The organism is Clostridium transplantifaecale, assembly GCF_900626075.1.
Lineage (GTDB): Bacteria > Bacillota > Clostridia > Lachnospirales > Lachnospiraceae > Otoolea > Otoolea transplantifaecalis.
Genome location: NZ_UYZY01000008.1, coordinates 121,687 through 147,374, shown reverse-complemented (window position 1 = coordinate 147,374; position 25,688 = coordinate 121,687). Strand labels below are relative to the sequence as shown.

At 50.2% G+C, this 25,688-nt stretch carries 15 protein-coding genes; 14 read left to right on the top strand and 1 reads right to left on the bottom strand.

What is annotated here, in order from left to right; translation table 11 throughout:
- Window positions 1-103 precede the first annotated feature (103 nt).
- Window positions 104-820 (bottom strand): GntR family transcriptional regulator, encoded by a 717-nt coding sequence (locus tag EJL91_RS22985; RefSeq protein WP_125144311.1) that lies wholly within the window; start codon window positions 818-820, stop codon window positions 104-106.
- 344 nt (window positions 821-1,164) lie between these two features.
- On the opposite strand from EJL91_RS22985, the gene EJL91_RS22980 reads away from it, so the two are divergent.
- From EJL91_RS22980 to EJL91_RS22915, 14 genes are all read left to right on the top strand, one after another.
- Window positions 1,165-1,974, top strand: a complete 810-nt coding sequence (locus tag EJL91_RS22980) for a BtpA/SgcQ family protein (RefSeq protein WP_125144310.1) — start codon at window positions 1,165-1,167, stop codon at window positions 1,972-1,974.
- A 36-nt stretch (window positions 1,975-2,010) separates the two neighbouring features.
- Complete coding sequence (locus EJL91_RS22975; protein ID WP_125144309.1) at window positions 2,011-3,534, top strand: FGGY-family carbohydrate kinase; 1,524 nt, start codon at window positions 2,011-2,013, stop codon at window positions 3,532-3,534.
- A gap of 114 nt (window positions 3,535-3,648) precedes the next feature.
- Window positions 3,649-4,527 (top strand): TIM barrel protein, encoded by an 879-nt coding sequence (locus EJL91_RS22970; RefSeq protein WP_125144308.1) that lies wholly within the window; start codon window positions 3,649-3,651, stop codon window positions 4,525-4,527.
- Window positions 4,491-5,051 carry a TRAP transporter small permease gene (locus EJL91_RS22965; RefSeq protein ID WP_164516930.1) on the top strand — a complete coding sequence of 187 codons (561 nt, stop codon included), beginning with the start codon at window positions 4,491-4,493 and terminating at the stop codon, window positions 5,049-5,051. Before EJL91_RS22970 ends, EJL91_RS22965 begins: the two co-directional genes overlap by 37 nt.
- A complete protein-coding gene (locus tag EJL91_RS22960; RefSeq protein ID WP_125144306.1) occupies window positions 5,044-6,339 on the top strand; it encodes a TRAP transporter large permease in 1,296 nt (431 codons plus the stop codon). The genes EJL91_RS22965 and EJL91_RS22960 overlap by 8 nt, the downstream gene beginning before the upstream one ends.
- 68 nt (window positions 6,340-6,407) lie before the next feature.
- Complete coding sequence (locus tag EJL91_RS22955) at window positions 6,408-7,499, top strand: TRAP transporter substrate-binding protein (RefSeq protein ID WP_125144305.1); 1,092 nt, start codon at window positions 6,408-6,410, stop codon at window positions 7,497-7,499.
- 27 nt (window positions 7,500-7,526) lie between these two features.
- Window positions 7,527-9,599 carry a hydantoinase/oxoprolinase family protein gene (locus EJL91_RS22950; RefSeq protein WP_125144304.1) on the top strand — a complete coding sequence of 691 codons (2,073 nt, stop codon included), beginning with the start codon at window positions 7,527-7,529 and terminating at the stop codon, window positions 9,597-9,599.
- Window positions 9,589-11,322 (top strand): hydantoinase B/oxoprolinase family protein, encoded by a 1,734-nt coding sequence (locus EJL91_RS22945; protein WP_125144303.1) that lies wholly within the window; start codon window positions 9,589-9,591, stop codon window positions 11,320-11,322. Before EJL91_RS22950 ends, EJL91_RS22945 begins: the two co-directional genes overlap by 11 nt.
- A gap of 204 nt (window positions 11,323-11,526) precedes the next feature.
- Window positions 11,527-12,096: a DUF305 domain-containing protein gene (locus tag EJL91_RS22940; RefSeq protein WP_125144302.1), complete on the top strand. Its 570-nt coding sequence runs from the start codon at window positions 11,527-11,529 to the stop codon at window positions 12,094-12,096.
- Window positions 12,097-12,258: 162 nt separating this feature from the next.
- Window positions 12,259-15,450 carry a transglycosylase domain-containing protein gene (locus EJL91_RS22935; protein WP_243125538.1) on the top strand — a complete coding sequence of 1,064 codons (3,192 nt, stop codon included), beginning with the start codon at window positions 12,259-12,261 and terminating at the stop codon, window positions 15,448-15,450.
- 386 nt (window positions 15,451-15,836) lie between these two features.
- A complete protein-coding gene (locus tag EJL91_RS22930; RefSeq protein WP_125144301.1) occupies window positions 15,837-18,446 on the top strand; it encodes an EAL domain-containing protein in 2,610 nt (869 codons plus the stop codon).
- Window positions 18,447-18,451: 5 nt separating this feature from the next.
- Window positions 18,452-22,036 (top strand): response regulator, encoded by a 3,585-nt coding sequence (locus EJL91_RS22925; RefSeq protein ID WP_125144300.1) that lies wholly within the window; start codon window positions 18,452-18,454, stop codon window positions 22,034-22,036.
- A 5-nt stretch (window positions 22,037-22,041) separates the two neighbouring features.
- Window positions 22,042-22,431 (top strand): Hpt domain-containing protein, encoded by a 390-nt coding sequence (locus EJL91_RS22920; RefSeq protein ID WP_125144299.1) that lies wholly within the window; start codon window positions 22,042-22,044, stop codon window positions 22,429-22,431.
- Between the two features lie 229 nt (window positions 22,432-22,660).
- Window positions 22,661-25,480, top strand: a complete 2,820-nt coding sequence (locus EJL91_RS22915; protein ID WP_125144298.1) for an ATP-binding protein — start codon at window positions 22,661-22,663, stop codon at window positions 25,478-25,480.
- Window positions 25,481-25,688: the final 208 nt, after the last annotated feature.

The window sequence follows — 25,688 nt, the reverse complement described above, 5'->3', positions numbered from 1 at the left end:
TACACAGATGCCCCGGTATAAGACAAAACCTGTCTTATACCGGGGCTGTTTTACGCATTGTAATTGCGTTTTCCTTAAAGTACCCCATCTCAACAGGAGCCTGCTAAATGTACAGCTCAAATTTATCCCCCACGATCAACTGCAGCGACCGGTGGGATGGCGTCCCGTCCGCATCGTTGGAAAGGCTGGCAATCGAAATAAGCGGGTAGCCGGGAGAGAGGGACAGGTATTTGGCCTGTTCGTATGTGGCGTACACAAGTTTGATTACCTTATAGCTGCTGTTGGTGAATTTTATGCCGTATTTTTCCGACAGGATAGAGAGCAGGGAGGCATTGTTTAAATCTTCGTCGAGCAGGAAGGAAAAACGCTCGGGAAAACGAGAAAACTCGATGGCCACCGGGACAGAGTTCGCATACCGGATACGTTCCAAAACAATTACCCTGGACCCGGGCAAAAGCTTTAAGGCCTCCTGATCTTCCTCTGTGGCCTCTTCAATTACAGATTTGATGGTCTTAGCTCCGGGAGTCTGGTTGGTTGCCTGGCAAATCTTTGTAAAGCTGGTATTATGGGCGATGTCACGTCTCAGCATGACCATAGAGATGAAAGTTCCTTTTCCGCGCTCCCGCACCAGCAGATTTTCCTTTTCCAGTTCTTTTAAAGCTTTCCGTACCGTGATACGGCTCACCTTGTATAAATCACACAATTCCAATTCCGTGGGGATCTTCTGCCCGCGTTTGTAGACTCCGCTCTCAATATCCTTTCGAAGCTGCTCGGTCAATTGAAGATAGAGGGGAAGGATATTGTCATTTTTCAACTCCATAAGAACGCTCCATTCTTTAAGTAATATAATTCCCAGCTTTTGGAATAACTTTATAATACATGATAAGGAATGAAAAAGCAACAGAAAACGCTCCGGCATTATAGAAAGCAAGGAGATGAATAATAACACAATATAAATAAAGAAATAAAAGGTGATATAGTGATATAATCGTTAGATTCTTATATAAAAAATCAAAAAATGAAAAGTAACTTTGAAATTTTTCCATTGTTATCATAAAATACCGTTGACAAACATAGTATGCAAAGTTATAATACAATACATAACAAATAAGAAATTTTTACATAATTGGAAAAAGCATAAAAATCAACGAAGGAGGCATAGTGATGTGGCTGGAACAGATGTTTGGCGTGCAAAAGCCGATCATAGCATTACTGCATTTGAGGGCGCTGCCGGGCGACCCGAAGTACGGGCAGAATGACAGTATGGAGAGGGTAACCGAAATTGCAAAGGAGGAGCTGCATGCGCTGCAGGACGGAGGGGTAGACGGAATTTTATTCGCTAATGAATTCAGCCTGCCTTACCAGCATAAGGCGGATTATGTTACTGTTGCGGCGATGGGAAGAATTATTGGGGAACTGCGGGGCGAGATACGTGTTCCCTATGGAGTGAACGTGGTACTTAATCCAATGGCGACCATTGAGCTGGCGGCAGCGGTGGATGCCCGATTTGTGAGAAATACCTTTACCGGGGCCTACATAGGGGAAAGCGGGATTACCGATACCGATATAGCCAATGTAATGAGAAGGAAGAGCCAACTGGGACTGGAGCATTTGAAAATGCTGTTCAAGGTGAATCCGGAATCGGACGTCTATATTGCGCAGCGTGATATTTCTCAGATCACGAAGTCCATGATTTTCCATTGTTTCCCGGATGGACTTTGTGTCTCAGGGAGCAGCGCCGGTTCGGAGACCGACGGAGAGATCCTGCAGGCTGTAAAGAAGGCGGCCGGAGATATTCCCGTATTCTGTAACACGGGATGCAACCGTGACAATATCACGGACAAGCTCAGGACTGCGGACGGCGCCTGTGTGGGAACCGCATTTAAGGCGGAGGGGCGATTTGAAAACTATGTGGATGCAGGACGGGTAAAAGCGTTTATGGAATCTGTGATTGAATACAGGAAGGCGCTGTAGCGCATTGTGTGATGCAAAGAGGGGAGGAGGAGCTGTATGGAGCACCCGTTTTCCTGCTATATGGGGATTGACATCGGCACATCGGGTACAAAGGGCGTTATCATCGGGCCAGACTGCCGGATTATTGCGGAATACCACATCACCCATGAGATAGAAAACCCAAAACCCAACTACTATGAGCATGACGCGGAGAAGGTCTGGTGGAAGGAATTCTGCGAGGTATCAAAGGGGCTGATCCGGATGGCCGGAATTGACAGCGGGGCGATTGCCGGTGTCGGAGCCAGTACACTGGGGGCCGACTGTCTTCCCGTAGACGAATCCTGCAGACCCCTGCGGAAAGCAATTTTATACGGGATTGATTCCCGCTCCCAGCAGGAGATAGCAGACCTGACCGTATACTATGGGGAGAGGCGGGTAAAGGAGCTGTTCGGCCGGCCTATCTGTTCCGGTGATGTGGCGGCTAAGATTTTATGGCTCAAACATAATGAACCGGAGATATATAAAAAGACGTATAAATTTTTAACCGGTTCTTCCTTTATCACGGCCAGGCTGACGGGGAACTATGTAGTAGATCAGTTTTTGGCCCAGGCGTCATTCCGTCCGTTATACCACATGGATGGACGTGTCAATGAAGAAGAATGCAGGATGTTCTGCAGGCCGGATCAGATTGCCCGCGCGCAGCCGGTCCACGCGTCGGCCGGGACGGTGACGGCCCGGGCGGCAGAGGAGACGGGCATCAAGGAAGGGACGCTTGTCATCACAGGAACGGGGGATTCGGCAGCGGAGGCGGTCAGCACGGGGGTCCTGAATCCGGGTGACATGATGCTGCAGTTTGGTTCCACATTGTTTCTGTACTATTGTTCGGATCACCTGATCATGGATGACCGGGTGCGGGGAAATAATTATCTGATTCCGGGCACGTTCAGTGTGGCGGGGGGAACCAATACGGCGGGGACTCTGACCGCATGGTACCGCGATGTTCTGTTTCAGGATGCGGTTATCGAGGAGAAACGGACAGGACGGAACGCATATGAGACGATGCTGGATGGAATTGAGGAGATTCCACCCGGATCGGACGGACTGATCACGCTTCCGTACTTTGCCGGAGAGAGGACCCCGATCAACGATCCGAATGCCAGGGGCGTTCTCTTTGGACTTAAGCTCACCCATGACCGGCGGCACATGTACCGTTCTGCGCTGGAGAGCATCGGCTATTCGGTGGGTCAGCATCTGAATGCACTGAAGGAGAACGGTCTGCCGATTAGAAAGGTGATGGCCATAGGCGGCGGAGCGAAGAATATCCCCTGGATGCAGATGATTTCCGATATCTGCGGAGTGACGGTCCACATTGCGGAGGTGACCACCGGCGCGGCCTATGGCGATGCGCTGATGGCGGCGCTGGGAGCCGGGCGTTTTCGGGACTTTAATGAGCTGGGTGAGGTGATTCGAATTGGCAGAGTGTTGGAGCCGGATGGCGTTAAACATGAAATTTATAAGCCGTACTGCAGGATATATGAGACCCTGTATCAGAATACGAAAGAATTAATGCACCTTTTATAAGAAATGTATGCAGCGGAAAAGATAGCAGGAAAGGTATCGTAGAAAGTTTGGAAAATACCCGTATTGTGCAGAAGGGTACATAAAAAGAACGAGAGATAAGGGAGGAGGCGCAGCGTGCTGGAAGTGATGAATAGGTTAGCGGGGATGAACTGTCATTATATCCGTCACAGCTTCGATTATTTTCTGGATAAGATGTCCGGGCAGGGCATCCGCAATATTGAGCTTTGGGGAGCATCTCCCCACTTCTACGTGCCGGACTGCGGCGCGGAGGAGGCGTCCCGGGTCAGAAGGAAGATAAGGGAGAGAGAGTTAAATTTAATTTGTTTTACCCCCGAGCAGGTAACATATCCGGTCAATATAGCTGCGAGGGAGAGCACACTCAGGAGAAGGAGCGCGGATTACTACTTAAAAGCCGTCAGGCTGTGCGGGGAACTGGGGACGGAGCAAATGCTTCTGACACCCGGATGGGGATATCTGGACGAGCCGAAGGCCGAGACGTGGAAACGGTCTGCCGAGGCAATCGGAGAGATTGCCAGGCAGGCGGAACGAGAAGGGGTTACCATTCTGCTGGAGCATCTGACCCCGGCCAGTTCCAACCTGATTAACTGCGCGGAGGACTTAAACCGGATGTGCCGGGATGTTCCATCGCCTGCGTTAAAGGCGATGGCCGATACGGTCCAGGTGCAGGTTGCGGGAGAAGAGATAGAGGAATATTTTGATGTTTTGGGAGAAAATCTCCGCCATATCCATATCGCCGACGGAACTCCCGGCGGCCATTTGGCTCTGGGCGACGGGGCGATTCCCCTGAGACAGATGCTCAGCGGGATTGTGCGCAGGGGATATTCCGGTTTTCTTACGATGGAGATTGCGGATCGGCGGTATTTTGCGGAGCCGGAAGAGGCAGACCGCAAATCCCTGCAATGGATTTTACGATATACAGGAGAGGAGGAAACCGGATGGAAAGAGCCTTTAATCCGCCGGACGGATTGGTAAAATGCCGGAAATTGTTAGATGGGGCGGCGATGGCCGCAAGGGCGGCCGGGGCGGTTTGCTCCTTTATCTTTATTACGATTCTATTTATCCAGGTTGCGCTGCGCTATCTGTTTAACAGTCCAATCTATGGGATTGAGGAGACGGTTATTGCTTTGATGGTGTGGTACTCCTCGCTGGGGGCAGCCGTGGTCTATTGGGAAAAGGGACACGCAAGTATTATCTATTTTTTAAAGTTTATGCCCAGGTTTATCCAGATTGGGATTAGACACCTGTCAAACCTTATTGTTCTTGCTACATCGGCAGTTTTTGTGTACGGAGGAATCGGATTGTTCCGGATTCAGAAAAATACGATGCCGGTGGGAGGACTGTCGATTACCAGAGCATATTACTATGCGCTGCCGATCATTGTGATGGGGATTCTGCTGGTTTTATTTTCGGCTTATGACACGGTAGAGTTTCTGGTTATGCCAAAGGATATCTATCTGAAAGAAATCCGCGAGGAGGAGGGTGGTCTGATTGAGTAGCACAGCATTTGTATGGGCGGTTTTTATCTTGTTTGTGGTTTTGATTTTACTGGAGGTGCCGATTCCGTTTGCAATGCTTGGCTCCAGCCTGCTGTTTGCCGTCAGGCATCATGAAAGCTTTGTGATGTTTGCCCAGAAGACGGCCAACTCCTTTGCCGATTACTCACTCCTGGCCGTTCCGGCGTTTATGTTTGTCGGCTGTGCCATGAATGAGATAGGTTTCAGCGACAGGATATTCGACGTAGCGAAAAAGGGGATAGGACATATTCCAGGAGGCCTGGGACACGCAAATATTCTGGCCAGCATGATTTTTGCCGGAATGTCGGGCTCTGCCATGGCGGATGCGGGGGGCCTGGGAGCCATCGAGGTCAAGGCCATGAGGGACGCAGGCTACGACGAGAATTTTTCCGTTGCCGTTACCGCAGCGTCATCCAGCATCGGGCCGATTATTCCGCCCAGCATTAACTTTGTGGTATGGGGTTTTATCGCCCAGTGTTCCACACTGTCCCTGTTTTTGGCCGGCGTACTTCCCGGTATCTTAATGGGGGTATCTATGATGATATATACCTATGTTGCGGTAAAATATCTTCACGTGAAGGCGCCTCTGTACCGGAAAGCGACCGCAAAGGAATTTCTTCATTCACTTTGGAGGGGACTTCCCGCTCTCGGAGCGCCCGCCATTCTCATCGGCGGAATCATGTCGGGTATTTTTACACCAACAGAGTGTGGAGTAGTTGGGTGTGTCTATGTGGTTATTCTGGCGTTCTGCTATAAGAAGATGTCATTTAAAACGGCCTGGATTATCCTGAAGAATACACTTTCCACCACTGCGATGACTATGTTCCTGTGTGCGACGGGAGCGGTGTTTAACTGGATGATTATCACCAGCGGCCTGATGGATCAGCTTTCTTCCCTGTTACTGATGATTCCCAATGCCTATATCGTGATGCTTCTGCTGAATCTGATTCTGCTTCTGATGGGATGTTTTATGGGAAGTATGTCGGTACTGATTATGATGGCTCCGCTTCTCATCAACCTGGCTAATGCTCTGGGGCTCAGCCTGGTTCACATCGGGGTTGTGGCCGTCCTGAACCTGACAATTGGCCTGATTACGCCGCCTATGGCTCCGGCTCTGTTTATCGCGGCAAAGACGGCGGGTGTTTCTTTTGATAAAGCGTTAAAACAAACGCTTCCATTTTTAATTCCACTGGTCATCACTCTGCTGCTTATTACATTCATTCCGGATATTGTGCTTTGCATACCGAAACTGATGAAAGTGGCGGTATAGATTCGATGGAGTACGATACATAAAAACTGCGGCGACAGCAGCCGACAAAAATTAGGGAGGTATTACATATGAGAAAATTATGGAGCACAGCATTAATCACAGTATTGTCATCTTTGGCGCTGGCAGGATGTCTGCCAAGCCAGCCGGCCGCAACAAAGGCTCCGGAAACGGAGCAGGCGGGGGAAGAGTCCCAGGATACGGCGGAATCTGAAAAGGAACAGGCAGCGGGGGAGACTGCTTCGGGGAAAGAACTTGTCATCAAGGTGGGCGCTTCCTCCGGGCCGACGCAGCCGGCCGGAATGGCGGGCCAGAAAATCGCCGATCTGGTAAATGAGCGTTTAAAAGGGCAGGTGAAAATTGAGTATTATCCGGGTGAGCAGCTGGGTAATGAGACAGCCATGCTGGAAAATATGCAGGTGGACTTACAGCAGGGTATGTTTAACTCCTTTGACACCTATGCCAATATTGCCAAGGATCTCAACATAATGAGCATGGCCTTCGCATTTGAGAGTAAGGAACATCTGTATAACTATCTGGAGTCGGATCTTGCAAAACCGGCATTCGATACGCTGGAGAAGAATGGAATCCACGTGGTTGCCTACAAATTCCAGAAGAATCCGAGAGCTATTTTCGGTAAAAAGCCTCTGACCGATGCGGCCAGCCTGAAGGGAGTGAAATTCCGTATTCCCAATATCCCAATCTGGGAAAAGAACTTCAGCACCCTGGGAGCCGTTCCGACGATCACATCCTGGGCTGAGTATCCCCTCGCTATGATGCAGGGGGTAGTAGACGCGGGAGAATGCTCCTATGAATCCATCAATGCCCTGAAGCTGCATCAGTCGGCTCCCTACATATCCCTGGTGGATTACGCCTATCCCCTGGAATGTTTCACATTGAATATGCAGACCTGGAACAAGCTGAGCGACGAACAGAAAAAGGTAATAGAGGAATGCGCGGCTGAGGTGGAAGTATGGTTCAGTGATTATGTAAGAGAGCAGTGGGAAGAGGACAAGAAGGTAATCGAATCCGAGGGTGGAAGCTTTGTGGAATTTGACAAGCAGTCCTTTATTGATGCGATGGCCCCGCTGGCTCCGGAGCTGGAGGCGGACGGATACTGGGAGACAAAGGATCTGTATAATAAAGTGCAGGCTTTAAAATAGCCTGCGCAATAGGCGGGAGGTACCAAGATGGGATATATGATAGGAGTTGACGTAGGGGGCACGTTTACCGATTTTTCTCTGTTCGACGCCGGGACGGGACGGCTTGAGAATTTTAAGCGAAGCTCCACACCCGAGGACCCGTCCAGGGCGATCGTGGAAGGAATCCGGTCCATACTGGAGGGGGAAGGAATCTCGGCAGAGGAGGTGACCTACCTGGCACATGGGACAACGGTCGCAACCAACGCTCTCATTGAGAAAAAGGGCGCGAAAATGGGTCTTATCACAACGGAAGGTTTTAAAGATCTGATGGAAATTGGCTGGCAGAAGCGTCCCTCCCTCTATAACCTGCTGAAAGAAAAGCCGGAGAGCCTGATACCCGAAGGATTAAAATGCGAGGTGTCCGAGCGGATCGTCCATGACGGATCCGTGAAGGTTCCCCTGGATGAGGAGGGAGTGCGGCGCGCAGTCAGATACTTGAAAAAGCAGGGAGTCAAATCGATCGCCGTTTGCACGCTGTTCTCATTTTTAAATCCGGTTCACGAAAATCGTATTGAGGAGATTGTGAGGGAGGAATATCCGGAGTGTTACGTGACGGCATCCAACAAGCTGATTTCTGAATTCCGCGAATATTCGCGTATGAGCACAACGGTGTTAAATTCTTATCTCGGACCGGTGATGGAAACCTATGTCCACAATTTTGAAAAATCCATCCGGGACGCCGGTATTAACGCGTCGCCCTATGTGACCCAGTCCAACGGTTCCATTATTTCCATCTCGGAAACGGTGGACTGCCCAATCAAGACGGCCGTTTCAGGGCCGTCCGCCGGGGTAATCGGCGCAGTGTTCATTGGAAAACAGTGCGGAGAAGATAAGATTATTACTTTTGATATGGGCGGCACCAGCATCGACGTCAGCCTGATTGAGAATGGAAAGGCAAAACTCTCCAACGAGAGGCTCGTAGAGGGATATCCCGCCCGGATTCCCATGATTGATATCATCACCCTGGGAGCCGGGGGCGGATCCATCGCCCGGATCGACGAGGGCGGTGCACTGAAGGTGGGGCCGAGAAGCGCAGGCGCGACTCCGGGACCGGCCTGCTATATGCGGGGAGGGGAATACCCCTGCGTGACGGACGCGAATATCGTACTGGGTAAACTGAACCAGCAGAGAATCCTGGGTGGCAGCATGGAGGTTAGTCTGTCACTGGCCCAACAGGCGATCAGGACTCATATCTGCGAACCCTCCGGGCTGACGATTGGGGAAGCGGCCGCGGGCATTATATCCGTGGTAAACTCAAATATGATGAGGGCGATCCGGGTGGTTTCGGTGGAGCGGGGCTATGATGTGCGGGAATTTACTCTGATGGCATTCGGAGGAGCGGGCCCGCTCCATGCCTGCGAGGTGGCAAGGGAAATGGGTATCCGGAACGTGCTGATGCCTCCATCCCCCGGAACCTTGTGCGCCCTGGGACTTCTGATGGCGGATACCCGTTTTGATTTGAGCCGTTCTCATATCATGCTGGCCAGGACCGAAAACCTCAGCCAGGTAAATGAAATCTTTGAGAGCCTGCTGGAGGAAGGAAACGCCCTGCTGGACAAGGAGGGAATCGCATTGGAAAAGAGGATGTTTGAGGCGGTGGTGGAATGCCGCTATAACCGGCAGAACTATGAGATACCGATCCCCATATCCCTTCCCTTTGCTCAGGGAGCAATGGAACGCATGATTGCGTCGTTCCATCTGGAGCATGAAAGTTCCTACGGGTATCATAATGAGGAGACAGAGATCCAGATGGTTAATTACAGGCTGGGTGCGATTGGACTGATTGAGAAGCCGGATTTGAAAGAAGAACCGGAGGCGGAAGGGGTGAAAGCGCCGGAGCCTGCAGCAGAACGGTTTGTCCTTTTCGACGGAGAGGAGGACTATATAGCAACCCGGATATATGACCGGAGTCAGATTATGCCGGGATGTACGATTGAAGGGCCGGCAATAATCGAGCAGATGGATTCGACCTGCGTGATTCCTCCGGGATGGAGCGCTTACACGGACGGATATCGTAATATCAGGGCAAGAGACACAGGAGGCAGAGCATATGAAGCGTAAAGTGGATGCGGTAACAGTTGAAATTGTGGGAAATCTGCTGTTCTCTATTGCCGAGGAGGTGGGCATTGCGCTGATTAAAAGCGCCTATTCCACCAATATCAAGGAGCGGAGAGATATTTCCACGGCGATGTTTGACCCGGAGGGCAATATGGTGGCTCAGGCGGAACATGTAGCCATGCACCTGGGTTCCCTGCTGGAAATCGTCAAATCAGTCTATAAAAAATATCCAAAAGAAACGATTCGTCCGGGAGATATGTTCATTGGTAATGACCCGTACAATGGCGGCGGTACACACCTGCCAGATATCACGGTCGCAGCTCCCGTTTTTGCGGACGGCGAAATCATCGGCTGGACGGCCAACTGCGCCCACCACAGTGATGTGGGAGGGAAGGTTCCGGGATCCACTCCCGGAGACGCGGTCAGCCTGTTCCAGGAGGGGCTCAAGATTCCCCTGTCCCATGTATGCCGTGCGGGAGAAGTACAAAATGAGATTATTGAGTTCATTATGGGCAACAGCCGGATCCCTCACGAGAGATTCGGTGATCTGCAGGCGCAGATAGCGGCAAATAAGATAGGCGTCAGAAGACTTTCCGAGGCGTATTCCCGATACAAGTCACTGCTGGTGGACAGTATGTATGAGCTTCAGGACTATGCGGAGCGCCGCCTGCGGGCCGGGATCAGCCGTTTGCCGGATGGAGTTTATGAATTTAAGGATTACATGGACGATGCAGGGGAGGCATGCCCGGAACCGATCTGCATCTGTGTGCGGATTACGGTGGAAAAGGATCAGCTTTCCCTTGATTTTAGCGGAACTCATGAGCAGGTGAACGGGCCGATCAATCTGACCTTTAATGGACTCCTGGCGACGGTTTTCTATTCTTTAAAGGCGTTAATCGATCCGGAAATTCCGTCGAATGCCGGAATCTACCGTGCTCTGGAAGTTTATGCGGAACCGGGGCTCATCGTTAATTCAATCAGTCCCGCGCCGGTCGGAGAGCGGATTGACACGGCCATGAGAGTGGCGGATGTGATCTTCGGAGCGCTGGCTCCTGCGGTTCCGGAACGGGCCATGGCCGGCTGTAACAGTTCCTGTACATCGGCAACCTTCAGTGGAAACGATCCGAAAGACAAGGAGCATTACTATGTTTATCTGGAGACTATTGCGGGAGGCTCCGGGGCTCATCGCCATGGAGACGGCCTGAGCGGAGTGCAGGTACACATGACCAATACCTCCAATCTGCCGATCGAGGCGCTGGAGATGGAGTTTCCACTGGTGCTGGTCCGGCGCTACGCCCTCCGGACAGACAGCGGAGGACCGGGAAAATATCGCGGAGGACTGGGGATTGAGAGAATCTTTGAGGCGGTCTGCGACGATCTGTCTTTCACGGGTCTTGGAGACAGGCAGAAGATTGCTCCCTGGGGAATTGAGGGCGGAGAAGCCGGTTACGGCGGAGCCCAGTATCTGATAAAGAAAGGGCAGGAACCGGTCCGCCTCCCGTCGAAGAGTACGGGAATTCAGGTAAACTGCGGCGACGTCATCGTGGTCCGGACTCCGGGAGCCGGAGGATTCGGCCCCGCCGGAGAGCGGAAGCGGGAGGCTGTGCTGAGGGATGTCCGGGAAGGGAAGGTATCCCCGGAGCGGGCAAGGGAAACCTATGGTGTTGAGATAGAAGAGAGAGACGGCTTTTACTATGCTGCGGACGGATATGCAACCGTGGATTGACGGCGGTTCAAGACATCGGAATAAATCATCGGAATAAATCATCGGACAAAGAACGGCCTGCCGGATTTCACAGCCAGAGGGGCGACGCTCACAAAAGACAACTCACAATATCCTTTTTCCGGCCATAAGATACTAAGAGGCAAAGATTGAAAATGACTCCAAAACGTTTTGCGTCTCAGCGGAGCGAAAGGAATTGATAGAAAGATGGCAGGTTACAGTGATTTAAGTATTAACACGAAAGCCTATCTGGATTGCTATTACAGTATCCTGAATGAAATGGTGGAGCAGATGACGTCTGCTCCTCAGGCTGGCAGCATATCGGGAAATTTTATTGTACAGATGATGCCGCATCATCGGGCAGCGATTAAAATGTCTGAAAATCTTCTGCGTTACACAACCTATATTCCACTTCAAAGTGTAGTGCTGAATATCATAGCCGAACAGAAAAAAAGCATAGAGACTATGAAAAAGGTATATCCCTGCTGCTGTACGCTTGTCAACAAGCCGGCAGAGCTTCAAAGTTACCGGAGAGACAATGAGCGCATTCTGCAGAATATGTTCCGGGAAATGAAATCGGCGGGAGTAGATAATAATATCAACGTGTGTTTTATGAGGGAAATGATACCGCACCACAAAGGAGCGGTCCTGATGTGTGAAAACATGCTGCGCTATCCCGGCTGTCCGGAATTATTGCCGATACTTGAGGCAATCACCGTATCTCAGAAAAAGGGTATTATACAGATGCAGCAGATGCTCAAAGAAATACGGTTTTGATGCTCAGCGCACAGGCCACAGGCGCCAACCAAAAAGAATTATGCCGGATAGCAATATCCGGCTGTTTTTATGCCTTAAAACGGACAGAAAGGGGAATACTGATCAAAAAGAGATTTTTACCGAAAGCGGCTGTACAGGCCGGACCGTTGTTTGGAGGCAGTGATGGATTACAGAAAACAAAGTTCAGATAAATATAAAAACCAGGAAACTAAAAATGAAAAACCGGACAACGGGGCTTTCGGCGGCGCGGCCCCGGAGCCTGCGTCACAGAGAGCAGCCAAAAGCGGCGCCTCTGAACCGTCACAGACGAATACCCGGCCTGAAAAGAGGGGTAAAAAGCAGTCCAATTCACAATCGGAAACTCGTTCAGGAACCCGCTCAGAACCCCGTTCAGGAACCCGCTCAGAACCCCGCCGTAAAAGGGCATCGGCAGATGAAAATACATCCCGAATCAAGCGGAAAAAAAGAAGGAAAAAAATCTGGACAACCGTTCTCATCATATTCCTGCTCTGTCTGATTACAGTATCCGTGGCCGGAGGATATTTCCTGAAGCGCATTATCGACAAGGCGCCCGACATAACGGCGCTGAGCTTTCGGCCGGAGGGATTTGCCACTATGCTCTACGACAGCGCGGGTAATGAGGTGGAAAAACTGGTGATGGAGGGGACGAACCGGGAGGAGGCTGCCTATGAGGAATTTCCCGATCACCTTGTCAATGCGTTTATCGCCATTGAGGATGAGCGGTTCTGGAAGAACAGCGGAGTCGACATCCGGGCGATTATGAGGGCGGTAAAAGGAGTGCTTACCGGCAATTCATCCGCCGGTGGAGGCAGCACCATCACCCAGCAGCTCATTAAAAATGCGGTGTTCCAGGGCGGCATGGAATCAACCTTTGAGGAACGTCTGGAACGGAAAATACAGGAACAATATCTGGCCGTCAAGCTGAATAAAATGGTGGACAAGAAGACCATCATGACAAATTACCTGAATACCATCAATCTGGGTTCTAACACTCTGGGCGTCAAGGTGGCGGCCAGAAGATATTTTGATAAGGACGTGTCGGAACTGACCCTTTCGGAGTGCGCTGTTTTAGCGGGAATTACGAAGAACCCGTCCAAACTGAATCCTCTTACCGGCGCGGAGGAGAATGAGAAACGCCGTAAGATTATTCTCGGTAAAATGGAGGAGCAGGGCCTGATCAGCCAGGAGGAAAAAGAGGAGGCGCTGGCGGACGATGTGTACGCGCGGATTCAGAATGTGGATGTAACGGCCAGGGCATCGGCTACGCCGTACAGCTATTTTACCGATGAAGTAATCGATCAGGTGACGGAGGCGCTGATGGACAGGCTCGGATATTCGGAGGCCATTGCCCGCAAGATGCTCTATGGAGGCGGCCTTTCGATTTATACGACCCAGGATCCGTCGATTCAGGCAATTGTGGACCAGGAAATCAATAATCCGGAAAATTACAAAACGGCATTTCTGTCGGCCGATTACCGTCTTTCCGTCCGTCATGCGGACGGCAGCGCGGATAATTATTCGGATCAGGATATCAAGACATATCACAAAAACGAACTGAAGGACAACTATACAGGACTCTATAACACCGCGGAGGAAGTGCAGGCCGATGTGGATCGGTTTAAAGCAACGGTTGTGAAAGAAGGGGACGAGATAACAGGGGAGCGCCTGCAGGCAGTGATTCAGCCGCAGGTCTCCTTCGTATTAATGGATCAGCGCACCGGCGAAGTGAAGGCCATAAACGGCGGACGCGGGGAGAAAACGGCCAGCAGGACATTGAACCGCGCGTCGGATACACTCCGCCAGCCAGGCTCCACGTTTAAAGTGATTTCCTCGTTTGCACCCGCCCTCGACAGCATGGGAGCAACACTTGCAACCACCTATTATGACGCGCCCTATTCCGTCGGGAAGAAATCATTCCGTAACTGGTACAGCCGATTTTTGGGATACTCCAACATCAGGGAAGGAATTGTATATTCCATGAATATCGTTGCCGTCCGCTGTATGATGGAAACGATTTCCCCGGAATTGGGAGTAAAATATGCGGAAAAATTCGGGATAACGTCCATGTCTGATAAAGACTACAATGCATCCACCGCCCTGGGTGGAATTACGGCCGGCGTGTCGAATCTGGAGCTGACGGGAGCTTACGCGGCCATCGCAGCGGGAGGCGTGTATACAAAACCCGTTTTCTTTACGAAAATTGTGGATCACGACGGAAAAGTCCTGATTGAAAATGAACCGGAGAGACATGAGGTCCTGAAACCGCAGACGGCCTTCCTGCTGACGGACGCTTTGCGGGAGGCCATGTCGGGCGGGCCGAAATTTGCAACCTCCCCGGTAAATCCCACCGGCGGGAGAGCCAGGCTGTCCAAGATGACATGCGCCGGGAAAAGCGGAACCACGACCGCCAGCAAGGATTTGTGGTTTACCGGTTTTACACCCTGGTACACGGCGGGAATCTGGAGCGGAAACGATGGAAACCAGGCCGTTAGCGGAGGAACCTCCTATCACAAGGATATATGGAAAAAGATCATGGACCGTGTCCATGAGGGACTGCAGGATCCGGGCTTTACGGTGCCGGAGGGCATCGTGAAGGTGCAGATCTGCCGCAAATCAGGAAAACTGGCAATACCCGGGGTCTGCACAAACGATCCGAGGGGAAATGCCGTGTACACAGAGTATTTTGCAGAAGGAACACAGCCGACCGTGCTCTGCGACCGGCATGTGATTTCAGAAATCTGTACCGAATCGGGGCAGTCCGCTACCGAATTCTGCCCTGAGATTGCCACCGGCGTATTTCTTGTCGTCCCCCTGGGCGAGGGAACGACGGATGATACCCAGTACACATTGCCGCCGAGATGCACGCTGCACGGCGACATGAGTTCGGTTATTCTGCCTCCGGGAACCGGTGAGGACGACGGTCAGAACGAGTCGGGAGGCGCAGCGGAATCCACGGCGGGCCGGGAGAGCCGGCCGTCCTGGGACGTATGGCCGACCCAGGCGACACGTCCGACCCAGGAGAGTAAACCGTCCTGGGATGTGTGGCCGACGCAGGGCAGCAAACCGTCCTGGGATGTATGGCCAACCCAGGCGACACGCCCAACGCAGGAGAGCACGCCGTCCTGGGAGAGCAGGCCGACGCAGGAAAGTACACCGTCCTGGCAAAAACCAACACAGAAACCGACGCAGGAGAGTACGCCCTCCTGGCAGAAGCCGACACAAAAGCCGACACAGGAGAGCACGCCCTCCTGGCAGAGACCGACCCAGAGACCGACAAAGGAGAGCACCCCGAGCGGAAATAATCCCTGGAATAACTGGTGGAGCAGAAATTGATGTGTATTTGCACTTTTTAGAATAAAGCGGACAATGGGGTAGAGTGCACGGTATGTCTGCCTGCTACAGTTAAATGAAGACGCGGTCTCTTTGTTCTGACGGTTTTGGGGCCTTCTCCTGTAATAATACTTACTCTCAGGTTTACATTATGCTTTGCTGGGGAATTTCAGGCACCTTACTTTTTTGACCTTTGTAAATCCTTTTAACCCCCGTAAATAATTGAAACTTCGGCCCTTCTGTGCTACACTAACATTGGTGCCTATATGGACAAAGTAAAATAGTTGTATATAGGTTTCTTTTGTTATGGTAAAATGTAAATAAAACATTCCGGCGCAAGCTGTAACAATATTTTTTAGAATGGCAGGGAAAGAAAAGGAGACAGGAAGATGCTCTCAAAAAAAGTGATTCTGGTTGTGGAAGATAATGAAATTAACCGTATGATGCTAAGTGAAATGCTTTCTTCGGAATATCGGGTACTGGAAGCGGAGAACGGACAGGCGGCGCTCTCGGTGCTGGAGGAGCACAGAGAGGATGTTTCCCTGATTCTGCTGGATATTACCATGCCCATCATGGACGGATATACGTTCCTTTCTATTGCAAAAGCAGATCCGGTTCTTGCATCTATTCCTGTAATCGTTACAACACAGAGCGACAGCGAGGCGGACGAGGTTGCGGCCCTGTCCCACGGTGCGACCGACTTTGTGGCAAAACCGTATAAGCCCCAGATTATCCGGCACAGAGTGGCCAGCATCATCCACCTCCGGGAAACAGCGGCGATGATTAATCAATTCCAGTATGATCGGCTGACCGGCCTCTACAGCAAGGAGTTCTTCTACCAGCGGGTAAGGGAAATCCTCAACCAGAATCCGGGGCATAAGTATGATATTCTCTGCTCGGACATTGAAAATTTCAAGCTGATTAACGACGTGTTCGGTGTGGCTGCCGGCGACCAGCTCCTGTGTGGAGTTGCGGATTTGTACCGCAGGCTTACGGGAGACGGAGGTACATGCGGACGTTTGAGCGCGGACCAGTTTGCCTGCCTGGTGGAACACAGGGATAAATATGAGGAGGATATGTTTATCCGTGCCAATGACGTAATAAACGCCCTGCCCAATGCGAAAAATGTTGTGATGAAATGGGGGATTTTCTTCGTTGAAAATCGCAGCGTTACGATAGAACAGATGTCCGACCGCGCCCTCCTTGCGGCGCGCAGCATCAAGGGACAGTACAGAAAGTATTTTGCCGCCTATGACGACAAGCTCCGTGATGAACTGCTGCGGCAGCAGACCATTATTGACAGCATGGAATCCGCCCTGAAAGAGGAGCAGTTCCTGATTTACCTGCAGCCCAAGTACAGGATACGGGATGAAAAACTGGCCGGTGCCGAGGCTCTGATACGTTGGAAACATCCCGAGTGGGGATTCCAGTCTCCGGCAGAGTTTATCCCGTTGTTCGAGAAAAATGGATTTATTACTAAACTGGATCAGTTTGTCTGGGATAAAACGTGTTCTTATCTGAAGGAATGGGACAGTAAAGGTTATCCGCAGATACCGGTCTCCGTCAATGTCTCACGCGCCGATATCTATAATGCAGATATTGCGGATACCCTGATTAAGATTGTACATAAATACGGTCTTCCGCCATCACGTCTTCATCTGGAAATTACGGAGAGCGCCTATACTGAGAATCCCGGCCAGATTATCGAGACGGTCAGACGCCTGCGAAAGCTGGGATTTATCATAGAGATGGACGATTTCGGCAGTGGATACTCTTCACTGAATATGCTGAACCAGATGCCGATCGATATCCTGAAGCTGGATATGAAATTTATTCAAAGTGAGACGGCAAAACCAATCAGCCAGGGAGTGCTCCAATTCATTATGGAGCTGGCGCGCTGGATGCATCTGGGCGTTGTAGCTGAGGGTGTGGAGACGAAGGAGCAGCTGGACCGCCTGCTTGAAACAGGCTGTGACTATGTGCAGGGGTATTACTTTGCAAAGCCGATGCCGGGCAAGGAGTTTGAAGAGTTGCTGAAGAAACAGGAAACTGTGGAAATAGAGGAAATACGGGAAAAAGACGGCAGAGAGGGCCGGACGGGAGAAAGGCGGACCGGATCCGGAAAACAGGTCCTCTTAGTTGCCGACGAGGATGCGAAGTACAGGAAGCAGATCATTGAAAATTTTTCAGAGTATTATGAGGTTATGGAGGCTGCGGACACTGGAACCACGTTGGAAGCCATTGCAGGAAATGCGGACTGCCTGGATATGGTTCTTTTGAGTGTTTCTCTGTCAGGTATAGGAGGAAGTTCCGTGCTCCAGACCATTAAGAGAGATAAAACAATATGGAATATCCCGGTCATTGTTACCGGACCGCCGGATATGCAGACGGAGAAACAGGCGATGGCTATAGGCGCGGACGATTATGCAGTTAAACCACATGCTCCCGAAAGTCTCAGAAAGAGAATCAACCATGCAATCAGGCTGGCGACATTCCCGAAGCGTGAGCAGGATTTGAAGGAAGAGGCATACAGGGATCCCATGACCAACGTGCTGAACCGCCGGGGGTGGGAAGCAGCCACCGCTTCCCTTCAGAAGGAGGATGCGCCATTTGCATTCTATCTCTTTGATCTCGATAATTTGAAGGAGGTCAACGATACCCTTGGACATATGGAAGGGGACCGCCTGATTCAGGAATTCGGGGATCTTCTCCATGCCCACACCAGAAAAACAGATATTCTGGCCCGGTATGGGGGAGATGAATTTGTGGCTATTATGAAACAGATGAAATCGGATGACGCCGCAATGAAAAAAGGAAGAGAAATCTGCCAGGCGCTAGCCGAAAAACGTTTCGCTGAGAAAATCACGGTGACTGCCTCTGTGGGAATCGTAATATGGAACGTGGAGGAGCCGCTTGAGGATGTCATTAAACGAGTGGATTTGGCATTGTACCGTGCAAAAGCTAATTGTAAAGGTGGATGCTACCTGTGGAAGGAATAAAACAAATGAAGTATTATACTACGGCGAAAGATACTGCCCAGGCGTTCTGCCGGGCCTGGTTTGAACAGCGTGACGGGGAAGCGGCAATCGCTTTTCTCTCTGATGATATTGACTTTGTCGGTACAGGTGAAGATGAATTTGCCTGCGGCAAAGCTGAGATGACCGCCTATGTAAATCAGGATATTGGGGAGATTGCGGAACCGTTCTCCTGTGAGATGAGGGTGATCCATGAGCAGAGTATTACGGCGGAAGTAACACATCTGTCTATGGAAATGACGCTTAAAAACAGGCAGTATATCTGGCATCTGCGGACGTTCTTTACACTGGCTCAGGAAAACGGAAAATGGAAGATTAAAAGCTTTCACGTGGCGGAACCCGGAAGCAGCCAGAGAGGCCGGGAGCACTATCCGCAGACGCTTGTAATGGAACATATTACGAGACAGAGGCAGGAGCTTTTGAATGATTCTGTGGCCGGCGGCATGATGGGGGGATATATCGAAGAAGGTTTTCCGTTCTATTTTATTAACCGGCAGATGCTGGATTATCTGGGGTATGAGAATAAGACGGAATTTGTCCGTGATATAGATGGCCTGATTTCTAACTGTATGCATCCCGACGATCGGAAATCGGTGGATGAGACGGTGAATGTGCAGCTTCTGGACGGCGACGAGTATACAGTTGAATACAGGATGCGCAAGAAAGACGGAACTTACATATGGGTTCACGATACAGGCAGAAAACTTACAGCGGAAGATGGACGTCCCGCCATTGTTTCGGTTTGCATTGATATTACGGAAGAGAAAAAGATGAGGGATGAACTGATTCATCTCTACAATAATATACCAGGAGCCGTTTTCAGGAGCCGTTATGACGAGGAACTTTCCGTGATTGACGCCAACAACGGTCTGTTTGAGTTTCTGGGATATACCAGGGAAGAATTTTCTGCTAAGGGTAATAAAATGTCTGTCGTGATCCACCCGGATGATATGCCGGTCATGCTCCAGAAAATCAGGACGCAACTGCAGTACGGGGACACGGTCCGCAGTGAGAGCCGAGTTATTTGCAGGGATGGGGCAGTCAAGTGGTTTTCACTTAAAGCGCAGCTCTTTCAGGAGAAGGATGAGGGGCAGCTTTTCAGTGTACTTCTTGATATTACGGATGAGAGGTCTCTGCAGGAGAGAAACGATGAACTGTATGAGCAGGAACTGGCCTATTTTGTGGAATTATCCTCCGAGGAGGGCAGCGCTCAGGGACGCCTCAATGTCACACGCAACCAGGTGGAGAGTTACATCTGCACGCCCCAGATGGCGGTTGCCAGTATGGGGAATTCTTATGACGAACTGGTGGAACATCTGTCGGAGGCAGCGGTGGAACCGGTGTATGGGGAGGTAATCTGTGATACGCTGGCCCGTGAGAAGGTGCTGGCGGATTATGCATTGGGAAAGACGGATTATCATTTTGAATTTCTGAGAAGACGCGGGGAGGAAGGCGTTTTCTGGAGCAGTACAAGCTTCCGCTTATACAGGGAACCGGAAAATGACGACGTAATTGCATTTTTCTATACCACGGATAGTACGGCCCACAAGATTCAGGAGGAGCTTCTGAAAAAAATTACCAGACTTGATTATGAACTCCTTACGGAAGTCAATATAAGATGCGACACCCATCGCTTGATTTCTTTTGACGAGAGCAGTCAGAAGGCAGGAACCGCCGAGGGAGAGTTCCAGGCCGAGGCCAGACTGTTTGCAGACCGTTTTATGGATGAGCCGGCCAGGCAGGAGTATCTGGAGAAGTTGGACTTTGGATATATGGAAAAGAGGCTTTCACAGGAGCCTGTGTACTCTTTTGTGGTTGAAATGATGGACGAGGAGGGGAGAAAGAGGGTAAAACGTTTCCAAATCTTCTACATCGAGAAGGAACTCGGCAGAGTCTGCGTGGCCCGAAGCGACGTGACCGATGTTGTCCAGAAGGAACAGCGCCAGAAGGAGGAACTGGCCGCCGCCCTTGTGGCCGCGGAACAGGCCAATGCCGCCAAATCAGATTTTCTGTCACGCATGAGCCATGAAATCAGGACGCCAATGAACGCGATAATCGGCATGAGTACGATTGCCGCCCAGGCGGTTGGCGACGATGAGCAGATTGCCGACTGTATCTCAAAGATAGGCATCTCATCACGGTTCCTTCTGTCGCTCATCAATGATATCCTGGATATGAGCCGGATTGAAAGCGGCAAGATGCTGCTAAAGAATGAAAAGATCCCCACAGAAGAGTTTATCGTGGGGCTTAATTCCATATGTTACTCCCAGGCATCTGCAAAAGGCGTGGAGTACGAGTGTATCGTGGATCCCGTGCTGGACGATTATTATGTCGGCGATGCGATGAAACTGCAGCAGGTGCTTCTTAATATCCTGAGCAATGCCATTAAATTTACCGGAGAGGGAGGCAAGGTCACCTTCTCGGCGTCACAGCGACAGAGAACGAAAAATACCGCTGCGCTGCGGTTTATTGTAAATGATACCGGCGTTGGCATGAGCGAGGAATTCATTCCCCGTATCTTCGAACCGTTTTCTCAGGAATCCATAGGGACTACGGCGCTTTATGGCGGTACGGGGCTGGGGCTTGCGATCTCGAAAAGTATTGTTGATTTGATGGACGGTAAAATTACGGTGCGTTCCATCAAAGGAATTGGAACGGAATTTACGGTAGATGTAAAACTTGGGATTACCGAGGAAGAGAAACTGCTCCACGGCCAGAAAAAGCAGAACTATAATTTTTCACACCTGAAAACGCTGGTGGTAGATGATGATGTGGTGGTCTGTGAGAGTGCCGTTGTCACCCTGCGTGAGATGGGAATCACCGCAGAATGGGTGGACAGCGGGCGCAAAGCAGTTGAACGGGTGCAGGGACTCTGGAATGCGGGCAAATACTTTGACATGATTCTGATAGACTGGAAAATGCCCGGGATGGACGGTATTGAGACTGCCAGACATATCAGGGCGATTGTGGGGCCGGAGGTTACGATCATTATCATGACCGCATATGACTGGATCTCCATAGAGCATGAGGCGAAACTGGCAGGAGTTAATATGCTGATGAGTAAACCGATGTTCAAGTCCGCTTTGGTATCGGCTTTTTCCAAAGCGCTGGGGGAAAAGGAAGAGAGAAAGCCGCAGATGGATGCGGCGGACTATGATTTTACCGGAAGACGTCTGCTGCTGGCGGAGGACAACGCCATTAACACAGAGGTTGCCGTAATGCTTCTCCAAAGTAAAGGTTTCACTGTGGATACGGCGGAAAACGGCCTTAGGGCGCTGGAATTATTCAGCAAATCATCGACAGGGTATTACGATGCGATCCTGATGGATATCAGAATGCCGCTCATGGACGGCCTGACGGCAACTACAAGTATAAGGCATTTGAGTAATGCGGATGCCGCAACGGTTCCAATTGTTGCAATGACAGCCAATGCATTTGACGATGATATAGAGAAGAGCAAAGCGGCCGGAATGGATGCCCACCTGGCAAAGCCGATTGATTCGGACCGGCTATATCAGACGCTTTACCATCTTATTTTCAGAGAGGAAGGATAAAATCGATGCAGAGTTTCAGGGAAATACTGGAGTCCTATGGTGTGGATTATGACAATACAATGACACGGTTTTTAGGAAATGAGACATTCTATCTGAAAATACTGGGAAGACTGCCTCAGGACAATAACCTTGCCGCCCTGGAAGATGCTCTGGACAAAGGAGATTTGGGCACTGCTTTCGAAGCGGCGCATACGATTAAGGGATTGGCCGGAAATCTGGGCTTACAGTCCATCTATGAGGCGGTTTCCGCTATGGTGGAGCCTTTACGGGCCGGGAATCTCAGGGAAGATTACAAATCACTTTATCAGGTGCTCCGGAGGGAGTACCTGAAAGTGGAGAAAATGAGGCTGGAACTGGAGGAACATGAAGGCTTTCAGCCTTTTGGCGGAGTTTGAGCCGTATTAAAAAATTGCTTCAGGAACCGTTTGACTTTATAGAGAAAATAGCTGAGAATATAGGTATGGAGAATTTAGGTTAATTCTGTATTAAAAAATTCTTTCTATGATGAAACAGAAACAAATGTCCACCGGCTGTGTTCGGCAGATAAAGAAAACTGTTGGGAAGATATGCAGGGATGTTTACATTGACGGCGGCGGATAATTTGGTATCAGTGAAGGAGTCTGTATGAAGCAAATATACGGCTGTAAGATGAAAAAATACATAATGTTTTTACTCGCGGCGCTGCTTATGATGGCAGTGTCATTTCCATGCGCGGCTGACGAGGAGGAAGAGGATAAGGTCCTTCGCGTAGCTTTTCCCAAAACGGAAGGTTATACCATGCTCACAGCGGATGGAGAAAGGTATGGACTGGTGGTCGATGTCCTCAATGAGGTTGCCAAGTATACCGGTTGGAAATATGAATATATTGATGTGGATAATGAAGAAATACTGAGCCGGTTTGAAGCCGGGGAATACGACCTGATGGGTGGCCAATATTATATGGACAGCGTCAAGGACGAGTATGGATATCCTGAATATAACTGCGGTTACACAAAACTGATCCTGCTGGCCAGAAAAGATGATGACAGTATCAAGGGATTCGACCTCAATTCCCTCAATGGAAAAACGATTGGAGTTTTCGAACGGGCTGCAGAGAATATAAGACGGCTCCAAATTTATCTGGAACTTAATAACATGGACTGTACGATTAAGTATTATAGCCGAGAACAGTTGAAGGAACATGGAAGTCTGAATTATTATCTGGAGAACGGCGAGGTGGATTTGCTGCTGGGCAACAGTGCGGATTACGGTGATAAATTTTATGTCGCCGCCACATTTGACTCACAGCCTCATTATATTGTGACACAGCCGGATAACCAGGAGGTTCTGGACGGCCTTAATATGGCGCTGGAAAAGATTTACGAGGCAGATCCCAACTTTGCAAAGAAATTATATGAAACTAATTTTCCTGCCGCCGCCAATATGAATGCGGTACTTAATACAAAGGAAAAGGAATACATAGAACAGAGGGGGACGGTGACGGTGGCTGTCCCGAGTGACTGGCATCCGCTTTTCTGCCTGGATAATAGTGACGGCCACAACGGTTACGTACCCGATATTCTTCAGAAAATTTCCGAGTATTCCGGTCTGGAGTTTTCCTATATATACTGTGACAGTTATGCGCAGACGCTCGAGAAGATGCGGAGCGGTGAGGCGGATCTTCTCGGTTTTTACCTTGGTTCGGATGAAGACGCCGTAGAACAGGATCTGGCGCTGACAACGCCTTTCGTAGAACTGAATTCTATCCTGGTGAGGAATAAGGAATCAAGCTATCCCGCACAGGGACTGGTCGGAGCCGTCCTGGAAGGGGAAGACATGCCGGACAATATTACGGTGGATAAGGAAATCTATTATTCCGATATTGCAAAGGCGCTTTCGGACGTCAACCGCGGTAAAGTAGACTTCTTTTATGGTGTATCCGCTCATCTCGAAAGCATTATACAAAAGAATAATTTTACCAATCTGATGCAGGTAAATCTGATTAATGATCACCGGGAAACCAGTTTTGCAATGAGAAGCCCTGTACAGCCGGAACTTTTTTCAATTATTAATAAAGCGATCAACAATATCAGCAGCGATGATTATGCCGCCATTAGCAGCCGCAACATGGTTTCCATCGGGGAATCCCATATGACACTCACCAGCATAGTTTATGCCAATCCATCCCTGGCTATAACGGTTGTGGCTACCGGACTCATCCTTCTTCTGGTTGTTGTCATTATCATAGGCAGATCGCGTCTGCACGCCGCAGCCATGCAGGGAGAGCTTGAAAAGGCGGAGGCCGGCAATCATGCAAAAAGTGAATTTCTGTCCCGCATGAGCCATGAAATCAGGACTCCGATGAATGCGATTGTCGGGCTGACTGATTTGACCGCGATGATGGAAGGAGTGCCTGAAAAGGCATTGAATAATCTGGAAAAGATAAAGACATCGTCCAATTATCTGCTGAGTCTGATTAATGATATTCTGGATATGAGCCGCATTGAAAATGGTAAGATGACATTTGCATCCGAAAGCTTTTCAATACATGAAATGCTGAGGGATGTTGAAAATATGCTGCAGCAGGACGCGGCAAACCGGTCGCTGGATTTTGGTCTGGAAGAAAATATCGATCACGATGTAATAGTGGGGGATGAACTGCGTCTGAGGCAGGTAATTCTCAACCTGCTTTCCAATGCATTTAAGTTTACCGGGGCCGGAGGCAGTGTCCTTCTGAGGGTTTCGGAGGAATCTTCCACGGAATCGGAAGTTTCATATAAAATTCTTGTACGTGATACGGGAATTGGAATTGCCCAGGACGAACAGCACCGTATTTTTGAGAGCTTTGAGCAGCTGGGTTCCAACTATTCAAAGAGCCAGGGAACCGGGCTTGGTCTGGCTATAAGCCGGAATATCGTTCATCTGATGGGCGGAGAACTCTGTCTTAAGAGCGAAGTGGGGCAAGGAAGTGAGTTCTATTTCACCGTGACATTTCCCAGAGGGCAGATGGAGAAAAAAACTGCACCTGAGACAAAGGTCAGGGAGGACCGGTTTGATGGTGCAAAGTTCCTTCTTGCGGAGGATAATGATCTCAATGCGGAAATTGCCATGGAACTGCTCCGTATGCAGGGAGCCGTTGTCACCCGGGCGGAGAATGGACGGGAGGCGCTGGAGCTGTTTAAACATAGCACTCAGGGAGAAATCCGGGCAATTCTTATGGATATCCAGATGCCGGAGATGAACGGACTGGAGGCCACCGCCGCCATTCGCGGACTGTCACGTCCGGACGCATCCACAGTCCCGATTATTGCAATGACTGCAAACGCGTTCCGGGAGGACCGGGAAGCGGCAATTGCGGCGGGAATGAACGGTTTTGTGCCGAAACCAATTGATGTGAATGAACTATATGAGGAGCTGCATCTCAATATTGATGTTCAGGATGGGAAGAAGAGTAATCTTCAGTAAGGGCCTGTCCAAAGGTTTAAAGAAAAGAGAACGGGCTGGCGTTTGCATGACGGACCGCAGGCCTGATCTCTATCAGAAGTTCAGTGCCGATTTTCAGAAAATAAGTGATCCGGAACCTTGATATGGAAGGAGTACGGATGACTATGTAAACAGAAATAATGGTGGGAGTTTTAAATAGTTTGCAGGATATATCCCGGCAGTTCAAAAT